Origin of the sequence: Glutamicibacter protophormiae (assembly GCF_016894325.1) — a bacterium.
GTDB lineage: Bacteria > Actinomycetota > Actinomycetes > Actinomycetales > Micrococcaceae > Glutamicibacter > Glutamicibacter protophormiae.
The window spans coordinates 1,279,398-1,294,123 of record NZ_CP069806.1 but is presented as its reverse complement, the minus strand read 5'-3'; the positions used below and the strand labels follow the sequence as shown (position 1 = coordinate 1,294,123).

Sequence of the window (14,726 nt, the reverse complement as noted above, 5' to 3'; positions counted from 1 at the left end):
AAATGCTCGTTCGAGCACGTTCTCCAATCACCCTACACGGACGAGGTCTAGATCACCCAAACATTTCGCAGTGTGGTCAGACCATAGGAAATATGCGCCGGCGCTGAAGTTTTAATCACTTTTAATCACTAAGTTAGGTCAAACCTCGAAAACCGCCGTTGCAAAGTCGGGGAATCGGCACCGGGCACACTATGATGAGGAGAGACTTAAATATTCGGCGGGACGTTCAAGAATCGAACAGCGAAAGGCGTGGTCTGGTCCGTGCACGTAGTGAGCATCAGCAGCCTCAAGGGTGGTGTGGGAAAAACCTCCGTAACACTCGGTCTGGCTTCAGCAGCACTGGCCGCAGGGATTCCGACCCTCGTCATCGACCTCGACCCACATGCCGACGCAAGCACCGGCCTTGGAGTGCGCGCCAATGGCAAGCAGCCCATCGGGCAAATGCTGAAAAACGCCCGGCGCGTGCGTCTGCAGGACAACGTGGTCGCTTCCGCCTGGCAGTCAAAGGCCGCTGAAAAGAAGTCCCGCACCCGGATCCCGGTTCTTGACGTGGCGGTGGGCGATGCCTTCACCGGCATCTACGACCGCCCCGACCTGCGCACCAGGGATCTTCGCCGCCTCACCCAGCTGCTCAGCCGTACCAGCGGCTACCAGCTGGTCCTCATCGACTGCCCGCCATCGCTCAATGGCCTGACCCGCATGGCATGGAGCGCCTCGGATCAGCTGGTCCTCGTGGCCGAGCCGAGCCTGTTCTCCGTGGCCGGCACCGAACGCACCCAGCGTGCCCTGGAGCTGTTCCGCCGAGAGTTCGCCCCGTCGCTGGGCCCGGTCAGCGTTGTCGCCAACCGCGTGCGCAAGGACTCCGCAGAGCACGCCTTCCGCCTGTCCGAAATGCGACAGATGTTCGGTGATTCCATGGTGAAGCCGGAAATCCCCGAGCACCCAGAATGGCAGCAGATCCAGGGAGCCGCGTACTCGGTACACCAGTGGCCCTCCAAGAGCACCGCGCCGATGCTCACCCAGTTCGATGCCCTGCTCAAGGACGTCATGGACAAGGCCGCCCTGCCGAACTCCTAGAAGTCGCTTCGCGGCGCAAGGCTTCAAACACAAAAGGTATGGTCCGAACTTCCCTGAGGAAGTTCGGACCATACCTTTTAATATCTGTTGGGCTGTTGAACCCGTTAGCCGACTTGACGGGCGGCCTTGGCCGCGCGACGTGCTGCCAGCTCATCCCCCGGCTCCTGCCGTTCTGAGTTCTCCGAAGGAAGTTGGGCCAGGGAACCTTCAACCTCGCGCCAGACGCGGCCCACGGCGATGCCGAAGACTCCCTGGCCCTTCTGGACAAGATCGATGACCTCGTCGGCGCTGGTGCACTCGTAGACCGAGGCGCCGTCGCTCATCAGGGTGATTTGCGCGAGATCTTCGACCCCGCGTTCGCGCAGGTGCAGGACCGCGGTACGGATCTGCTGCAGCGATACCCCGGTGTCGAGCAGGCGCTTGACGACCTTGAGGACCAGGATGTCGCGGAAGGAATACAGCCGGTGGCTGCCTGAACCCTTGGCGCCTCGTACCGCTGGCTCGACCAGACCGGTGCGGGCCCAGTAGTCGAGCTGGCGGTAGGTTATTCCCGCGGCTTTGCAGACGATGGGCCCGCGGTACCCCGCGTGCTCGTCCAGCTGCGGCAGGTCATCGGTGAAGAGGAGGCCCTGGGCATTGGATCGCTGAACGCCGCCGTGAGCCCCGTAATGTGGGCCTGTCTGGCTTGTCTCCATCCAATTGCTCCTTGCGTGTAAGCACGTGCCGTTTGCGAGAGTCAGGATATTCGCCGTCCGGCAGGGTGCGAGTGATGAATGAGCACGAGACCGGGTGGGCGGAAAATATCCCTATGCAACGACGGTACGGCCATAATCAACCGGGGTCAAAGACCTTCAAGTTTAACTTTAAGGCGTGTCGGAATTATCCGAATGCCGACCGCAGAAAAGTGGCGCCATGACCGGCAGGAGACGCGTCCTTGCGAGCTAGGAGGAGAAGTCCTCGGGATCGATGGTGTCGAGGAATTCACGGAACTCCCGCATCTGTTCTTCGGGGGCCTCCTCGCTATCGGCGGCCCCTTCGATGATGACCCCGGCTTCCTGCATGACCTCTTCGGTGCACTTGATAGGGCACTGCACACGCACCGCCAGAGCCACCGCATCCGAGGAGCGGGAGTCCACGCGCTTGCCGTTGGAGAGCACGAGCTCGGCGGCGAAGACCGCGTTCTGGACCGATACGATTTCCACCCGGTCCAAGGTGATGCCCAGCGCCTCGAAGACATTGATCATCAGATCGTGGGTCATGGGCCGCGGAGGGGTCAGTCCCTGCTCCGACATTGCGATGGCGGATGCTTCAGGGGCACCGATCCAGAGCGGCAGATAAAGTTCTTTTTCGTGCTGCTTGAGCAGCAGCAGCGGTTGATTCGCCGGCAGTTGAATGCGGATTCCCGCAAACTCCAGATCCAGCATGATAGCCCCCTGAGGGTTGAAAACTCGTCGCTGACTTCAGCTTAGCGATCGATCTGGGAAATAGCACGCTGTACCAGAGCTTCATGCAGCTCCAGGCACTGGCGTGAAATTTCCTGGGCTTCTTCCGCGGCCCGCGCCCTGGCAGAAACCTCGGGCTTGCGCAGCTCGTTGCCCACGATCGATTCGATCAGCGAAAATTCGCGCTCGGCGGCGGTTCTGAACTGGCGCAGGTGTCGTGGTTCAATGCCGTGGTTGGAAAGTTGGACGGCGGACTTGGTGATGCGGATGCCGTTGGAATCGAACAAACCGCCCTGTGGCTCGATCAAGCCGAACTTGATCAGGTCATGGACGAGCGCCTCGCTGGCGCCGGTGATGCCCTGCAGTTCCGCCATGGACACAAACCGGGAGTGGTTTTCCACCGCTTCGGTCAGGTCCTTGCCGACGACAACGGGAGCCACCGGGGCGCCACCCGGCAGTGCTGCCGGTGATTCGCCGCGGTCCACGGCGTCCAGATGGTCCTTGATGACCTTCAAAGGAAGATACTGGTCGCGCTGCACGGAGAGGATGAAACGCAGGCGGCTGACATCGGTCGCGCTGTACTTGCGATAGCCAGCTGAGGTGCGCTGCGGGATGATCAGGCCCTTGTCTTCAAGGAACCGGATCTTCGATGCGGTGACTCGTGGAAATTCGTCCTTGAGCTCCGCCAGCACTTCGCCGATGTTAAGCGCAGCCTGCCGCACGCCTTCGTGACGGATCGCCTCGAGTCGTGGGCTGCTGGCTACGTTGAACATCGGCAAAAGAACTAACACCTCGGTAATTACGTGGTTGCCGGCGCGATCGGCGCCAGCAACGAAACCTCTAACTGGACTAGTTTAAAGGTTAGGCACGCTCTGGTAGAAATTGAGTCGGAACTTTCCGATCTGCACCTGGACGCCGTTGGTCAAGGTAATGGAGTCGATGCGGTCGCCATTAATGTAGGTACCGTTCAACGAACCGATGTCGGTCAGCGTGAAGCCCTTGTCGGTTCGCGCGAACTTGGCATGGCGGCGCGAGACCGTGACATCGTCAAGGAAGATGTCCGCGTTCGGGTGACGGCCGGCGATGCTTTCGTCGGTATCCAGCAGGAAGCGTGCGCCCTTGTTCGGTCCGGTATGGGCCACGAGTAATGCGGATCCGGCTGGCAACGCGGCCACTGCTCGCTTCTCGTCCTCGCTCAGCGCGTAGATGACGGCGGGTTCGGATGAGCTCTGGAACGAGGGAAGCGAAATATTGGTCGTCTCGGACGCAGACTCGTTGTGCGGGGTTACCGGCCCATTTTCCGACATTTGTGGTCCTCCAGAAAGTTCTGCGTTAAGTTCGTGCAAGACGACCTCGTATTCAACAATAGTTCGATACGCTCTACCAAACTATTTCCAGATTAGCCTACTCAAGAGGTGCGCGATAACAGAAAAGCCGATATTTCCAGCTCCGTCCCTGTTCATTCATGGGATCATGCAAGTATCGGAGACAGTTCGGGGTCCAAAATATCCTCGGGCCCCTTGGCAGGTAGTGAAAGGGTGAGCGTCATGACCGAGATTCTCCTGAAGCGTGCCTATGCGGATCCTTCGGATTCGGACGGCTACAGGATTCTGGTGGATCGGCTCTGGCCTCGTGGTTTGACCAAGCAGCAACTGGAAATCGAGAAGTGGGCCAAGTCGGTGACGCCAAGCTCGGAACTTCGCAAGGCCTGGCATCACGACCCGGATCGGTTCTCGGAGTTCGCTGAACACTATCGTGAGGAACTGAACCAGAACCCCGCGGTCGACGAATTCCTGGAGTTGCTGGCGCAGCATCCTACGGTGACGTTTGTTTACGGCGCTAAAAGCGAAGAGGTCAATCACGCGGTGGTGCTGCGGGATTATCTTCTTCCGCAACTTCAGTCGTAGCGGCGGGCACGAAGCACACGCCGTCCACGCAAGCCATGTCCGATTCGACGACGTTCTGCAGGTTGAACGAAAATTCTTGGCTCATGTTTCCCCTCGTTGGTTGGCCTTCATCAATGGTCAACCTTCGGCGCGGGGTGAAAATTCCTGGACGAGCCGTCGGATGTCGTTTGCCATCCAACGGCTCGCCCATCACCTAGCGTTGCTCGCGCATGACCGGGGTGAAGAAGTCGCGCAGCGCGTCGGTTGCCTGCAACGGCAAGACGTTGGCCACGTACATGTCCGGGCGCACGATGACGATCGCTCCCTCCTCGGAGATGCCGCGCTGGGCGAAGATGTCGTTGCCCTCCAGCGCCGTGTAGACCTTCTGGTAGTCCATCAGGCCGAACTCGCCGCAGGTCGGGCGGAAGACCGCCGGCGCGTCATTGAGGTTGATGGTGGTGTAGTCCTGGCGGTAGACGACCTTGACGTCGAAAATTGAATCGATGTCGGCACCGGCCGGCGTGAAGCGCAGCAGCGGGGAGTCTTCGGAACCCAGCAGCCAGTCAGACAGCTGCGCCACTGGCGATGCCGCTCCGGCCGGGGTCTGGTCGGCGAAGACGTAGATCCGGTAGCGACCGTCGGCGCGGTGGTGGTGGCCCAGGTGCACCGGGTTGCTGTCGCCCAAGCGCATGACCTCGGCCGATTTGAAGCGCTTGCCCACCGGATAACCGGTTGCCAGGTGCTGGAACTCGTTCGCCGCGGTCAGTTCCGAGGGCTGGTATTCGGTCATGAAGCCGGCCGGGAATTCCGCGGTGCGCACGTAGAATTCGGCGACGCCCTCCTGGCCTTCGAGCTCTTCGGGGGTCGCGGCCATGAGCGAGGACCACTTCTTGTCGAAGTCGATCAGATCCTTGGCGATGACCTTGCGTTCGGCGGAATAGGTAGCCAGCAGGCTCTGCGGCGAGCGGCCGGTCAGCACGTAGCCCAGTTTCCAAGCCAGGTTGAACCCGTCCTGCATGGACACGTTCATGCCCTGGCCAGCCTTGGCCGAGTGCGTGTGGCAGGCGTCGCCGGTGATGAAGACCCGGGGATCGCGGGAGCCGATCTCCTCCAGCGGCACGTCGTCAAAGCGGTCGGTGAGGCGGTGGCCCACCTCGTAGACGCTGTGCCAGGCGACGTTTTTCACATCCAGCGTGTACGGCTGCAGGATCGCCTGCGCGCGCTGGATGATCTCTTCCAGCGAGGTCTGGCGCACCTTGCCGTTGTCGTCCTCCGCGACCTCGCCCAGGTCCACGTAGAGGCGGAACAGCTGGCCGCCCTCGCGCGGGATCAGCAGAATGGAGCCGTTGCTTGAATGGATGGCCGACTTGATCCGCACGTCGGGGAAGTCGGTCAGGGCCAGGGTGTCCATGACGCCCCACGCGTGGTTCGCCTTGTCGCCCGAAAGGGTGGCGCCGATGGAACGGCGGACCTGGCTGCGGGCGCCGTCCGCGCCGACCACGTACTTGGCGCGCACAACCCGGGTTTGCCCCTGGTTGCCCTCTCCGGTCCCCGCCAGGGTGACCTTGACCGGGTACTCCCCCTCGTCGTCGACGACCAGGGTCTCGAAGTCCCAGCCGTAGTCCGGTTCAATGCGGGCGGACGAGTTCCGGGCGAAGTCGGCAAAATAGTCGATGACGCGGGCCTGGTTCACCACCAGATGCGGGAATTCGCTCACGCCGGTCGGATCATCCGGGGTGCGGTCGGTGCGGATGATACGCTCCGGGTTCTGCGGGTCCGGGTTCCAGAAGGTGGTTTCGGTGATGCGGTAGGCCTCGGCGGCGATGCTCTCAGCGAAGCCGAAGGCCTGGAAGGTTTCTACCGTGCGCGACTGGATGCCGTCGGCCTGGCCGATCTGCAGGCGATGCGGACGGCGGTCGATGATACGGGTATGCACCTGCGGGAATTGGGAGAGCTGGGCCGCGGTGATGATGCCGGCCGGTCCGGCACCCACAATGAGCACGTCCATGGTGTCTGGCAGGTCGACGAGTCGGTCGATTCCGGTGCCCGCCGCGGGTTTGATGCGCGGGTCTTCCGAGACGTATCCATTGTGATGAAACTGCACTGTTTCTCCCCATTCAGCTGAGTCAAGCAAATCATTTGTTCAATAATCGAACGCTCAGTTCTTTTATCGCACTATAACTGTATCCGAGCGGTGAACCAGCGCACAAGAATGCACTTCACAAAAAGTCGGAGAGCATCGCGCGGGCTCCTGGCTCATCGCTCGAAACGCACCGTACCGTGCACGATGTCGAGCAGCCGGACCCCGCGCTGCCCTGCCTGCTTTTCCCTCCAGCGCCGGTCGTGGGTCACGGTGACAACGGCTCCCGGATACTCCGCCACGGCAGCTTCCAACTGCTCGACGAGATCCGGCGACAGGTGGTTGGTCGGTTCGTCCAGCAACAGCAGGTCGGCCTCCCGGCTCACCGCGATCGCCAGTTCCAGCCGGCGTTGCTGGCCGGCCGACAGCGCACGAGGATGCATGAATAGGTCGCGCGGAGCGAAGAGGCCGAGCTTGACGATTCGCGATACCGCCTCGTCCTGGTAGATCCCCAGCGCAGCGGCGAACGCCTCGATCACGGTGTCCCCGGGCGGCTCGCCCAGTTCCTGCCGCAGCCATCCGACACGCAGACCTTCACGACGGTGGAGCATGCCGCGCTGCACGGGAAGTTCGCCTGCCAGCACCTTCAGCAGCGTGGTTTTGCCCGCGCCGTTGGGCCCTCCAACCAGCCACCGCTCCCCCGCCGCCAGGGTCATCTCGCCGAGCAACAGCCTCGGAGCACCGGGCCGCGCAGCGCCGGCGGAATGCAGCAGTGGCCGCTGCCCGTCCGGAGCGCCGCCGCCGTGCGGCATCCTGAATTCGAGCGGGTCCGCCGGCCTGGGCGCGGGGTGGGATTCGAGTTCTTCGATCCGCGATTTCGCCTGCCGGATCTTGCTGGTCGATCCATGGTTCCTGCTGCGGAGCCTGAAGGCGCCGTGGCCGAAGGCGGCTTTTTCCTGTTTTCGCGGAATGTCCGCCACGCGTGCGGCATTCTTGGAGACCAGGGTCTCGGAGCGTTCCAGATCCTCGCGCCAGCGTTCGAATGCAGCGATGGCGGCAGCGCGCTCGGTTTCCTTGGCCCGCAAGAACCCCCGGTACCCGTCGCCGTAGGCCTTCAGCTTCCGGCCTTCCACCAGAATGATGCGCCGGGCGAAGCGCTCCAGGAAAACGCGGTCGTGGCTGACGAGCACCAGCGCGCCGCGATGCCGTTGGAGCGCGGCTTCCAGCCAATGCAGCGCGTCGTCATCGAGGTCGTTGGTCGGCTCGTCGAGCAGCAGCAGCTGCGCACCGGAACTGAGCACGCAGGCCAGGGCCAACCTCGAGCGCTGGCCCCCGGACAGCGAGTTGACCGGGGTGTCGCGGGAAACCCGCCCGAGTCCCAGCTGCTGCAGCGCGCTGTCCAGCCGCGGTCCCACGGAGTATCCGTCGGCCGCCTCATACAAGTCGGTCACCTGCTCCAACTGGGCCAGCAGCCGTTGGGCCTTTGCATCGCCAGCCGTTGCAAGCCGCGCCCCGATGGCTTCGATCAGCTGCTCCAGCCGCCGCAACCGGTGGTGATACGAATCGATGACCTCGGCAATGCTGGCTGTGCCGGGGAACTGCGGATTCTGCGCGGCGTAGGCGATGGCCCCGGGCACGGTGGCAAGCCGCTCGCCGCGATCCGGCGCAAGCGTCCCGGCCAGGACCCGAAGGAGCGTAGATTTTCCCGAACTGTTGTCGCCGAGCACCGCGATCCGGTCGGCGGGCCCGACCACCAGCTCGATATTGTCCAGGACATCGCGGTCGCCGAAGCTGACGCTCAAATCGACAAGCCGGCAGGTGAATTCCGCGGCGTGAACCGCGTCCGGCTCGGCGGCAGGGGTATTCGAGGGGTCGTGTTTGCGGGTCATGGCTATCCGTTATCTGCTGGCGGTCCGCACTGCAGGCGCAACCGGTACGTTGAAGGGCCCCGCCGCGATTGAGGCGCGGCGGTGCGGAACTGTCCGTCGCGGAGCTCGGCTCAACGCGGCGGACGTCTTAAAGATGCAACGTACCCATGGATTCAGCCTACTCGCGGCCGCGGGCGCGGGCAATGACGCCGTACGCCAACTAGAATCATGAGTGCAGCAATCCAGGAGGTCCCATGCGCAAGCTTGCAGTGCCCAGCGCCCTGTTGCTCGCCTGCGCCCTGGTCGGCTGCGCGCCGCTGGAGTTCGAGCAAAGCCCGCCCACGGCCCCGGCGGTGTCCCCGAGCCAACAACCAGAACTGGACAGGAAACGCAGCGAGGCCGTTGAAGGCCAGCATTGGGCGGACGGGTTGATGGAGGCCTATTGGCTGCGCGATGATTCCGCGGCGCAGCTGTGGATGTCGGGAACCGCCGAACGCCGGATCATCAGCTGGGGCGCCTCGAAGCCCGGCGAGCTGCAGCTGAGCGTCAACGGCTCGGAGCCCACCACGGATCGGGACCTGAAGTATTTTGCGTTGCGGCTGCTCGAAGAATTCGATGATCCGTCGCTGAAGTCCGTGTCGGTGTCCGTGCTGGGCAGCAAGGTCAGCGTGGTGGCGCGCGCCGAGGAGCTGGACACCAGCCAGGCCTGATGCCTTCAGGGTTCCCACCGCGGTGCTCAGAGATCGATATGGCCGTCGATCAACACGTGGGTTGCGCCGCCGGTCCACAAGACCCCGTGATCCTGCTGGAATTCAACCCGCCCGCGACGTCCCAGCACGGTGCCCTGGCGGTTGCAGAACGGGGCTTCGGCCAGCTGGTGCGCGAGAAGCCATTCGGCCGCGGCGGCGTTCAGGCTTCCGGTGACAGGGTCTTCGCGCAGGACGCCGTCCGCGAAGTTCAGCGCCCGGACTTCGAAGCCGCCCGAAGCCAGCGGCCCCAGCACCCCGATCTTCCACACGCCGCGATGCCGCGACGCATCCGGCGCCAGCGCCAATACCGCGTCGGCACTGTCCAGCAGCACCGCGCGCCACCCCGGGCCGTTGTCGGCCCAGAAGGCGGCGGCGATCGCCGCGGAGTCGATGCCCAAAAGCTCGCTGATCTGCCGGACCTGGGCAGCGTCGAGCGCCTCGGAGCGCAGCAGCGCGGGGCTTTGGAAAGACAGCAGGTCCTCCTGCACCCGCACGGGAACCAGGCCCGCCTGGCATTCGGCGAGCACCTCTGCAGGGTTCTGCGGGCTCCCGCCGGATGCCAGCCAGGCTTTGACGGTGCCCAGGGTGGGGTGGCCGGCGAAGGGGAATTCCTGCTGCCCGGCGAAGATCCTGAAGCGGAAATCCGCGCGCCCGTCGCTCGGCGGCAGCACGAAGGTGACCTCGGAGAGGTTTGACCAGCTGGAGTAGTCCCGCATCTGCGTGGTGCTCAGCCCGTCGCCGTCCAGCACGACCCCCAGCGGGTTGCCCTTGTACGGGTCCTGGCTGAACACGTCGACCTGCATGAACCTGCGGCGCATCGTTCTCCCCTCAGTCGGCTGCCGGTTTCCGGGTGCGAAAAACCCCGGCGAGATGCTCGCCGGGGTTGATCTTGTGGTCGGGCTAGCGGGATTCGAACCCACGGCCTCCTGACCCCCAGTCAGGCGCGCTACCAAGCTGCGCCATAGCCCGATGCCTTCGCAGCCGTTATCCCCAAGTCGTGAGAACCAAGGGTGCCGTCTGCGAAAAGCTCCTAGATAAGCCTACACCAAGTCGGGTGGACTTTTCGAACCGTTACCGGTTGCGGCCGCGGCGTTCGCGGATTCGCATCGACACTTCGATCGGGCTGCCGTCGAAACCGAAGGTCTCGCGCAGCCGGCGGGTGATGAAGCGGCGGTAGCCCGGGTCCAGGAATCCGGTGGTGAACAGCACGAACTTCGGCGGGCGGGCCGAGGCCTGGGTGCCGAACAGGATGCGGGGCTGCTTGCCGCCGCGCACCGGGTGCGGGTGGGCCGCGACGAGCTCGCCCAGGAAGGCGTTGAGCTTGCCGGTCGGGATGCGCTTGTCCCAGGATTCCAGCGCGGTGTGCAGCGCCGGGACCATCTTGTCCTTGTGCCAGCCGGTCAAGGCCGACATGTTCACGCGCGGCGCCCAGTCGATGTGGGCCAGGTCGCGTTCGATTTCCTGCTCCAGGTAGTAGCGGCGGTCCTCGTCCACCTCGTCCCACTTGTTGAAGACCACAACCAGCGCGCGGCCGGCTTCGATGGTCAGCTGGATGATGCGCACGTCCTGTTCGGACACGGTTTCGTTCGCGGCCAGCAGCACCACGGCGACCTCGGCCTTTTCCAGGGCCGACTGGGTGCGCAGCGAGGCGTAGTAGTCCGAGCCGACGGCCATGTGCTGGCGGCGGCGGATGCCTGCGGTGTCCACGAAGCGCCAGACTTCCCCGCCCAGCTCGACCAGTTCGTCAACCGGGTCGCGGGTGGTGCCGGCATAGTCGTCGACGACCACGCGTTCGGAGCCTGCCAGCTTGTTCAGCAGCGAGCTCTTGCCCACGTTCGGGCGGCCGATCAGCGCAATGCGGCGCGGGCCGCCGGAGGGGATGACTCCCCCGTGGGCCGAGTGGGTCGGCAGCTTCTCCATGACGGCGTCCAGCAGGTCGGCGGTGCCGCGGCCGTGCAGCGCGGACACCGGCCAGGGCTGGCCGAAGCCCAGGCCCCAGAGCACGGCGGCTTCGGCTTCCTGGTTGAAATCGTCGACCTTGTTGGCCACGAGGAAGACCGGCTTGCCCTTGCGGCGCAGCATCTTCACCACTGCCTCGTCGGTGGCGGTGGCTCCCACGTGGGAGTCGACCACAAACAGGATGGCATCCGCGACGTCGGCGGCGATTTCCGCCTGCTCGGCCACGGAGGCGTGGATGCCCTTGGCATCGTGCTCCCAACCGCCGGTGTCAACGATGGTGAACGGACGGCCCAACCATTGCGCGGAGTAGGACACGCGGTCGCGGGTCACGCCAGGGGTGTCCTCGACGACCGCCTCGCGGCGGCCGATGATGCGGTTGACCAGGGTGGACTTGCCCACGTTGGGACGTCCGATGACGGCGAGCACCGGCGGGATGACAACGTCCTTGTCATCCTCGTCGTACTCGTCCAGGCCCGCGAGCAGCGCGGCGTCCTCGTCGTCCAGGTCGTAGTCGTCCAGACCCGACAGCAGGGCCTTGGTGCGAATCGCGGCGTCTTCTTCGCTCAGTTCGGCAAGGCGCTCGGCGATATCGTCGTCTCCAACGGGAACGTATTCCTCGTCGTGGGTGGAGTTGTTCTCGCTCATGATTTTCCCTTCACAGCGATCGGTAATCTTCATCGGCTCTCGCCGAGGATGGGCACCAGCTCGTGGCTAGTTGGTGGTGGCCGTGTCGACGGCGTCGAGCACGGCGGCAATGGTCTGTTCGAAATCCAGGTCCGAGGAATCCACGGTCATCACGCCGTCCGCGGCCTGGGTGAAGTTCACTACGGTTGAATCCTTGGCGTCGCGCGCCAGCACCTGGGTGGCCAGCTGCGCGTCGTTCTGGGTGCCGCCCAGCTGCAGTCCGCGGCGGCGCAGGCGGGCCTCCTCGGAGGCGGTGAGCAGGATGCGCGCGTCGGCATCCGGGGCCACCACGGTGGTGATGTCGCGGCCCTCGGCCACGATGCGGGTGTTGGCAGCGATGATCTCCTGCTGGCGGCGCACCAGTTCGGCGCGCGCGTCCAGGTTGGTGGCCACGGCGGAAACCTGCTCGGAGATGCGCGGTTCGCGGATGGCCTCGGTCACGTCGGTCTCCCCGATGACCACCAGTTCGGCGTCCGGGTCCACCGAGATGCTCAGTTTCGCGTCGCGCACTGCCTGGGCCACCGCGGCGGCGTCATCCAGGTCGGTGCCGTCGGCGAGCACCGAATAGGTGATCGCGCGGTACATGGCACCGGTATCCAGGTAGGCGGCGCCGAGCTTGCGGGCCACGGCCTTGGACACCGAGGACTTGCCCGAACCGCTGGGGCCGTCGATGGCGATGACAAGCCTTGCGTCCGCTCGGCCCTGGTTGTTCTCGATGCTCACTGGGCAACCTTCCATCCGTTGAAAATCAATGCGTTGATCAGTTCGTCGCGGCGCCCCGGCAGCACCGAGACGTCCACTAGGCCCACCTGATGGCCCGCGGAGTGCTCCATGCGCAGGTCCTCGATATTGATCCCGGCTTCGCCGATCTGCGCCAGCAGCGCGGCGATCTGCCCGGGCTTGTCATCCACTACCACGGTGACCAGGGCAAAGGCCTGCGGCGGGGCGCCGTGCTTGCCCGGGATGCGGGCGCGGCCGGCGTTGCCTTCGGTCATCAGCTGGGACAGGTCCAGCAGCGACCCGGGCTCATCCGGGTGCTGCAGGGTGTTGATCAGCCGGTCCAGGTCTTCCTTCATGCCGGTCAGGATCGGAATCAGCGCCGTGGCGTTGTGGGCGAAGATCTGGATCCACAGCTTCTCGTCGCTGGCCGCGATGCGCGTGGTGTCGCGCAGCCCGTTGCCGGCCAGGGCCAGCTGGTGGCCCTGTGCGTTCAGCAGCCGGGAGGCGATCATCGAGCTGGCGGCCTGCGGGAAGTGGCTGATCAGCGCCACCGACTCGTCGTGCTCGGTCACCGACATGCGGTGCATGGTGGCACCCAGGTCGATGGCCAGCGATTCGGCAGCCATGACGCGGTCCGGCTGGGCGTTCTCATGCGCGCAGATGACCCACGGCATGGCGGTGAACAGCTCGCCGCGCGCGGCGGCCGGGCCGGACTTCTCGCGTCCTGCCATCGGGTGGGTGCCCACGTAGCGCGAGGTTTCCGCTTCGCCCAGGCGGCCGTCGGCCAGCACCGCGTCGAGGATCGAGCCCTTGACGCTGGCGATGTCAACCACGGTGGCGTTCGGGTAGGCCAGCAGGGCGTCGCCGACCAGGTGGGCGGTGACGTCCGGCGGGGCGCCGATGACCACGAGCTCCGGGGCGATCTTCTCCCCGTGCAGCACCACGCCGGCGCCGATGTCCTGGGCGACGCCCTGGGCGGTCGGCGAAATGTCCTGCAGGTAGACGCTCACGCCCTTGGCGCGCAGCCCCAGGCCCACGGAAGTGCCCAGCAGTCCGGTGCCGACGACCAGCACCGGCCCGGCGAGGTGAGAGGTGGCCATGGACTACATCCCTACCATTTTCATCAGGTGGCCCACTTCCTGGTTGCCCAGGGAACGGATGATGCCCTGCTTCTGGTCGCCGAGCTGGATCGGGCCGATGGCGACGCGCACCAGGCGCTCGACCGGGTGGCCGACGGCGTCGAACATGCGGCGCACGATGCGGTTGCGGCCCGAGTGCAGGGTCACTTCCACCATGACGTGCTTCGGGGACTGGTCGATCAGCTTGAAGTCGTCGACCTTAATCCAGCCGTCCTCCAGCTTGATGCCGTCGCGCAGCTGCTTGCCCACGGAGCGCGGCAGCGGGCCGGGGACCTGCACCAGATAGGACTTGGGGACCTCGTACTTCGGGTGCTGCAGGCGGTTGGCCAGCTCCCCGTCGTTGGTCAGGATCAGCAGGCCCTCGGTCTTGTAGTCGAGGCGGCCGACGTGGAACAGGCGCTGTGAGTGGTGCTCGTTCTTGAAGTAGTCCGCGATGGTGCGGCGGCCCTCGGGGTCGTCCATGGTGCACATGACGTGCTTGGGCTTGTTGAAGACGTAGTAGCGGGCGGCCTTGTTCAGCTGGATGCGCATGCCGTCCACGTGGATGGAATCCTTCGCAGGATCCACGCGGGTGCCCAGTTCGACAACCAGGCTGCCGTTGACCTCCACGCGGCCTTCGAGGATCATCTCCTCGCAGACGCGGCGCGAAGCGACCCCGGCATTGGCCATGGCCTTCTGCAGGCGGATGCCGTCCTGCAGCTCACCGTGTTCCATGCGGGCTGCCTGGTTCTCGGCGCGAGCCTGGGCGCGGGCGCGCTGGGTCGGGCGGGCGTAGTTGCTCGGCACCGAGTTGCCGAAGCGCTCCTTGGAGAAGGCGCGCTCGGAGTTCTTGCGCGCCGCCGAGGTGTTGCGCTTGGCGGAGCCGCCAGCCGGCTTGGCCCCGCCGGATTTGGCCCCCGCGGACTTGCCGTAGGGCTTGGAGTCGGCCGGCTTGCCGTAGGGCTTGGCCGAGCCGGAGCCCGGGCGCCCGCCGGTTTTGCCGCCGGCGCCGGGCTTGCCGCCCTGGCCCGAACGGGAGCCTGAAGGCTTGCCGCCGAAGTTCGAATTGTTGCCGCGTGGATTGCGGCCGGAGGAGGATCCCCTGCTCATGCTAAGACTTGTCCCTTGCTATTACGTATTCGC

At 64.8% G+C, this 14,726-nt stretch carries 14 protein-coding genes and 1 tRNA gene; 3 read left to right on the top strand and 12 right to left on the bottom strand.

The annotated features are described in order from the left end of the window. Positions 1 to 261 precede the first annotated feature (261 nt). A complete protein-coding gene (locus JQN66_RS06130; RefSeq protein ID WP_188948561.1) occupies positions 262 to 1,077 on the top strand; it encodes a ParA family protein in 816 nt (271 codons plus the stop codon). A 104-nt stretch (positions 1,078 to 1,181) separates the two neighbouring features. Here JQN66_RS06130 and JQN66_RS06125 read toward each other — a convergent pair whose 3' ends face one another. The 4 genes from JQN66_RS06125 to JQN66_RS06110 form a co-directional block, all read right to left on the bottom strand. Next, on the bottom strand, positions 1,182 to 1,772 hold the full coding sequence (locus JQN66_RS06125; RefSeq protein WP_188948560.1) for a MerR family transcriptional regulator: 591 nt from the start codon (positions 1,770 to 1,772) through the stop codon (positions 1,182 to 1,184). 246 nt (positions 1,773 to 2,018) lie between these two features. Then, on the bottom strand, positions 2,019 to 2,501 hold the full coding sequence (locus tag JQN66_RS06120) for a bifunctional nuclease family protein (RefSeq protein ID WP_188948559.1): 483 nt from the start codon (positions 2,499 to 2,501) through the stop codon (positions 2,019 to 2,021). A 41-nt stretch (positions 2,502 to 2,542) separates the two neighbouring features. Beyond that, the gene (gene ftsR, locus JQN66_RS06115) at positions 2,543 to 3,298 is read right to left on the bottom strand and encodes a transcriptional regulator FtsR (protein ID WP_239464195.1); all 756 of its coding nucleotides are present in this window, start codon (positions 3,296 to 3,298) and stop codon (positions 2,543 to 2,545) included. A 75-nt stretch (positions 3,299 to 3,373) separates the two neighbouring features. After that, complete coding sequence (locus tag JQN66_RS06110; protein WP_188948558.1) at positions 3,374 to 3,826, bottom strand: FHA domain-containing protein; 453 nt, start codon at positions 3,824 to 3,826, stop codon at positions 3,374 to 3,376. Positions 3,827 to 4,066: 240 nt separating this feature from the next. Between JQN66_RS06110 and JQN66_RS06105 the strand changes: the two genes are divergently transcribed. Next, on the top strand, positions 4,067 to 4,426 hold the full coding sequence (locus JQN66_RS06105) for a DUF488 domain-containing protein (RefSeq protein ID WP_188948557.1): 360 nt from the start codon (positions 4,067 to 4,069) through the stop codon (positions 4,424 to 4,426). Positions 4,427 to 4,619: 193 nt separating this feature from the next. Here JQN66_RS06105 and JQN66_RS06100 read toward each other — a convergent pair whose 3' ends face one another. After that, entirely contained in the window at positions 4,620 to 6,509 is a 1,890-nt protein-coding gene (locus JQN66_RS06100) for an FAD-binding monooxygenase (RefSeq protein WP_204677047.1), read from the bottom strand. Positions 6,510 to 6,661: 152 nt separating this feature from the next. Continuing rightward, on the bottom strand, positions 6,662 to 8,374 hold the full coding sequence (locus JQN66_RS06095) for an ABC-F family ATP-binding cassette domain-containing protein (RefSeq protein WP_204677046.1): 1,713 nt from the start codon (positions 8,372 to 8,374) through the stop codon (positions 6,662 to 6,664). 233 nt (positions 8,375 to 8,607) lie between these two features. On the opposite strand from JQN66_RS06095, the gene JQN66_RS06090 reads away from it, so the two are divergent. Continuing rightward, positions 8,608 to 9,063 (top strand): hypothetical protein, encoded by a 456-nt coding sequence (locus JQN66_RS06090; RefSeq protein WP_204677045.1) that lies wholly within the window; start codon positions 8,608 to 8,610, stop codon positions 9,061 to 9,063. A 26-nt stretch (positions 9,064 to 9,089) separates the two neighbouring features. Here the strand turns inward: JQN66_RS06090 and JQN66_RS06085 are convergent, their stop codons facing one another. The 6 genes from JQN66_RS06085 to JQN66_RS06060 all read right to left on the bottom strand — a co-directional run bounded on the left by JQN66_RS06085 (position 9,090) and on the right by JQN66_RS06060 (position 14,693). Beyond that, positions 9,090 to 9,920 (bottom strand): PhzF family phenazine biosynthesis protein, encoded by an 831-nt coding sequence (locus tag JQN66_RS06085; RefSeq protein WP_204677044.1) that lies wholly within the window; start codon positions 9,918 to 9,920, stop codon positions 9,090 to 9,092. A 74-nt stretch (positions 9,921 to 9,994) separates the two neighbouring features. Then, positions 9,995 to 10,071, bottom strand: a tRNA-Pro gene (locus JQN66_RS06080). Between the two features lie 102 nt (positions 10,072 to 10,173). Further along, entirely contained in the window at positions 10,174 to 11,706 is a 1,533-nt protein-coding gene (gene der, locus JQN66_RS06075) for a ribosome biogenesis GTPase Der (protein ID WP_188948552.1), read from the bottom strand. Between the two features lie 66 nt (positions 11,707 to 11,772). Next, the gene (gene cmk, locus JQN66_RS06070; protein ID WP_229777357.1) at positions 11,773 to 12,468 is read right to left on the bottom strand and encodes a (d)CMP kinase; all 696 of its coding nucleotides are present in this window, start codon (positions 12,466 to 12,468) and stop codon (positions 11,773 to 11,775) included. Then, positions 12,465 to 13,565, bottom strand: a complete 1,101-nt coding sequence (locus JQN66_RS06065) for a prephenate dehydrogenase (RefSeq protein ID WP_204677043.1) — start codon at positions 13,563 to 13,565, stop codon at positions 12,465 to 12,467. Before JQN66_RS06065 ends, cmk begins: the two co-directional genes overlap by 4 nt. Positions 13,566 to 13,568: 3 nt before the next feature. Further along, positions 13,569 to 14,693, bottom strand: a complete 1,125-nt coding sequence (locus JQN66_RS06060) for a pseudouridine synthase (RefSeq protein ID WP_204677042.1) — start codon at positions 14,691 to 14,693, stop codon at positions 13,569 to 13,571. Between the last annotated feature and the right edge of the window lie 33 nt (positions 14,694 to 14,726).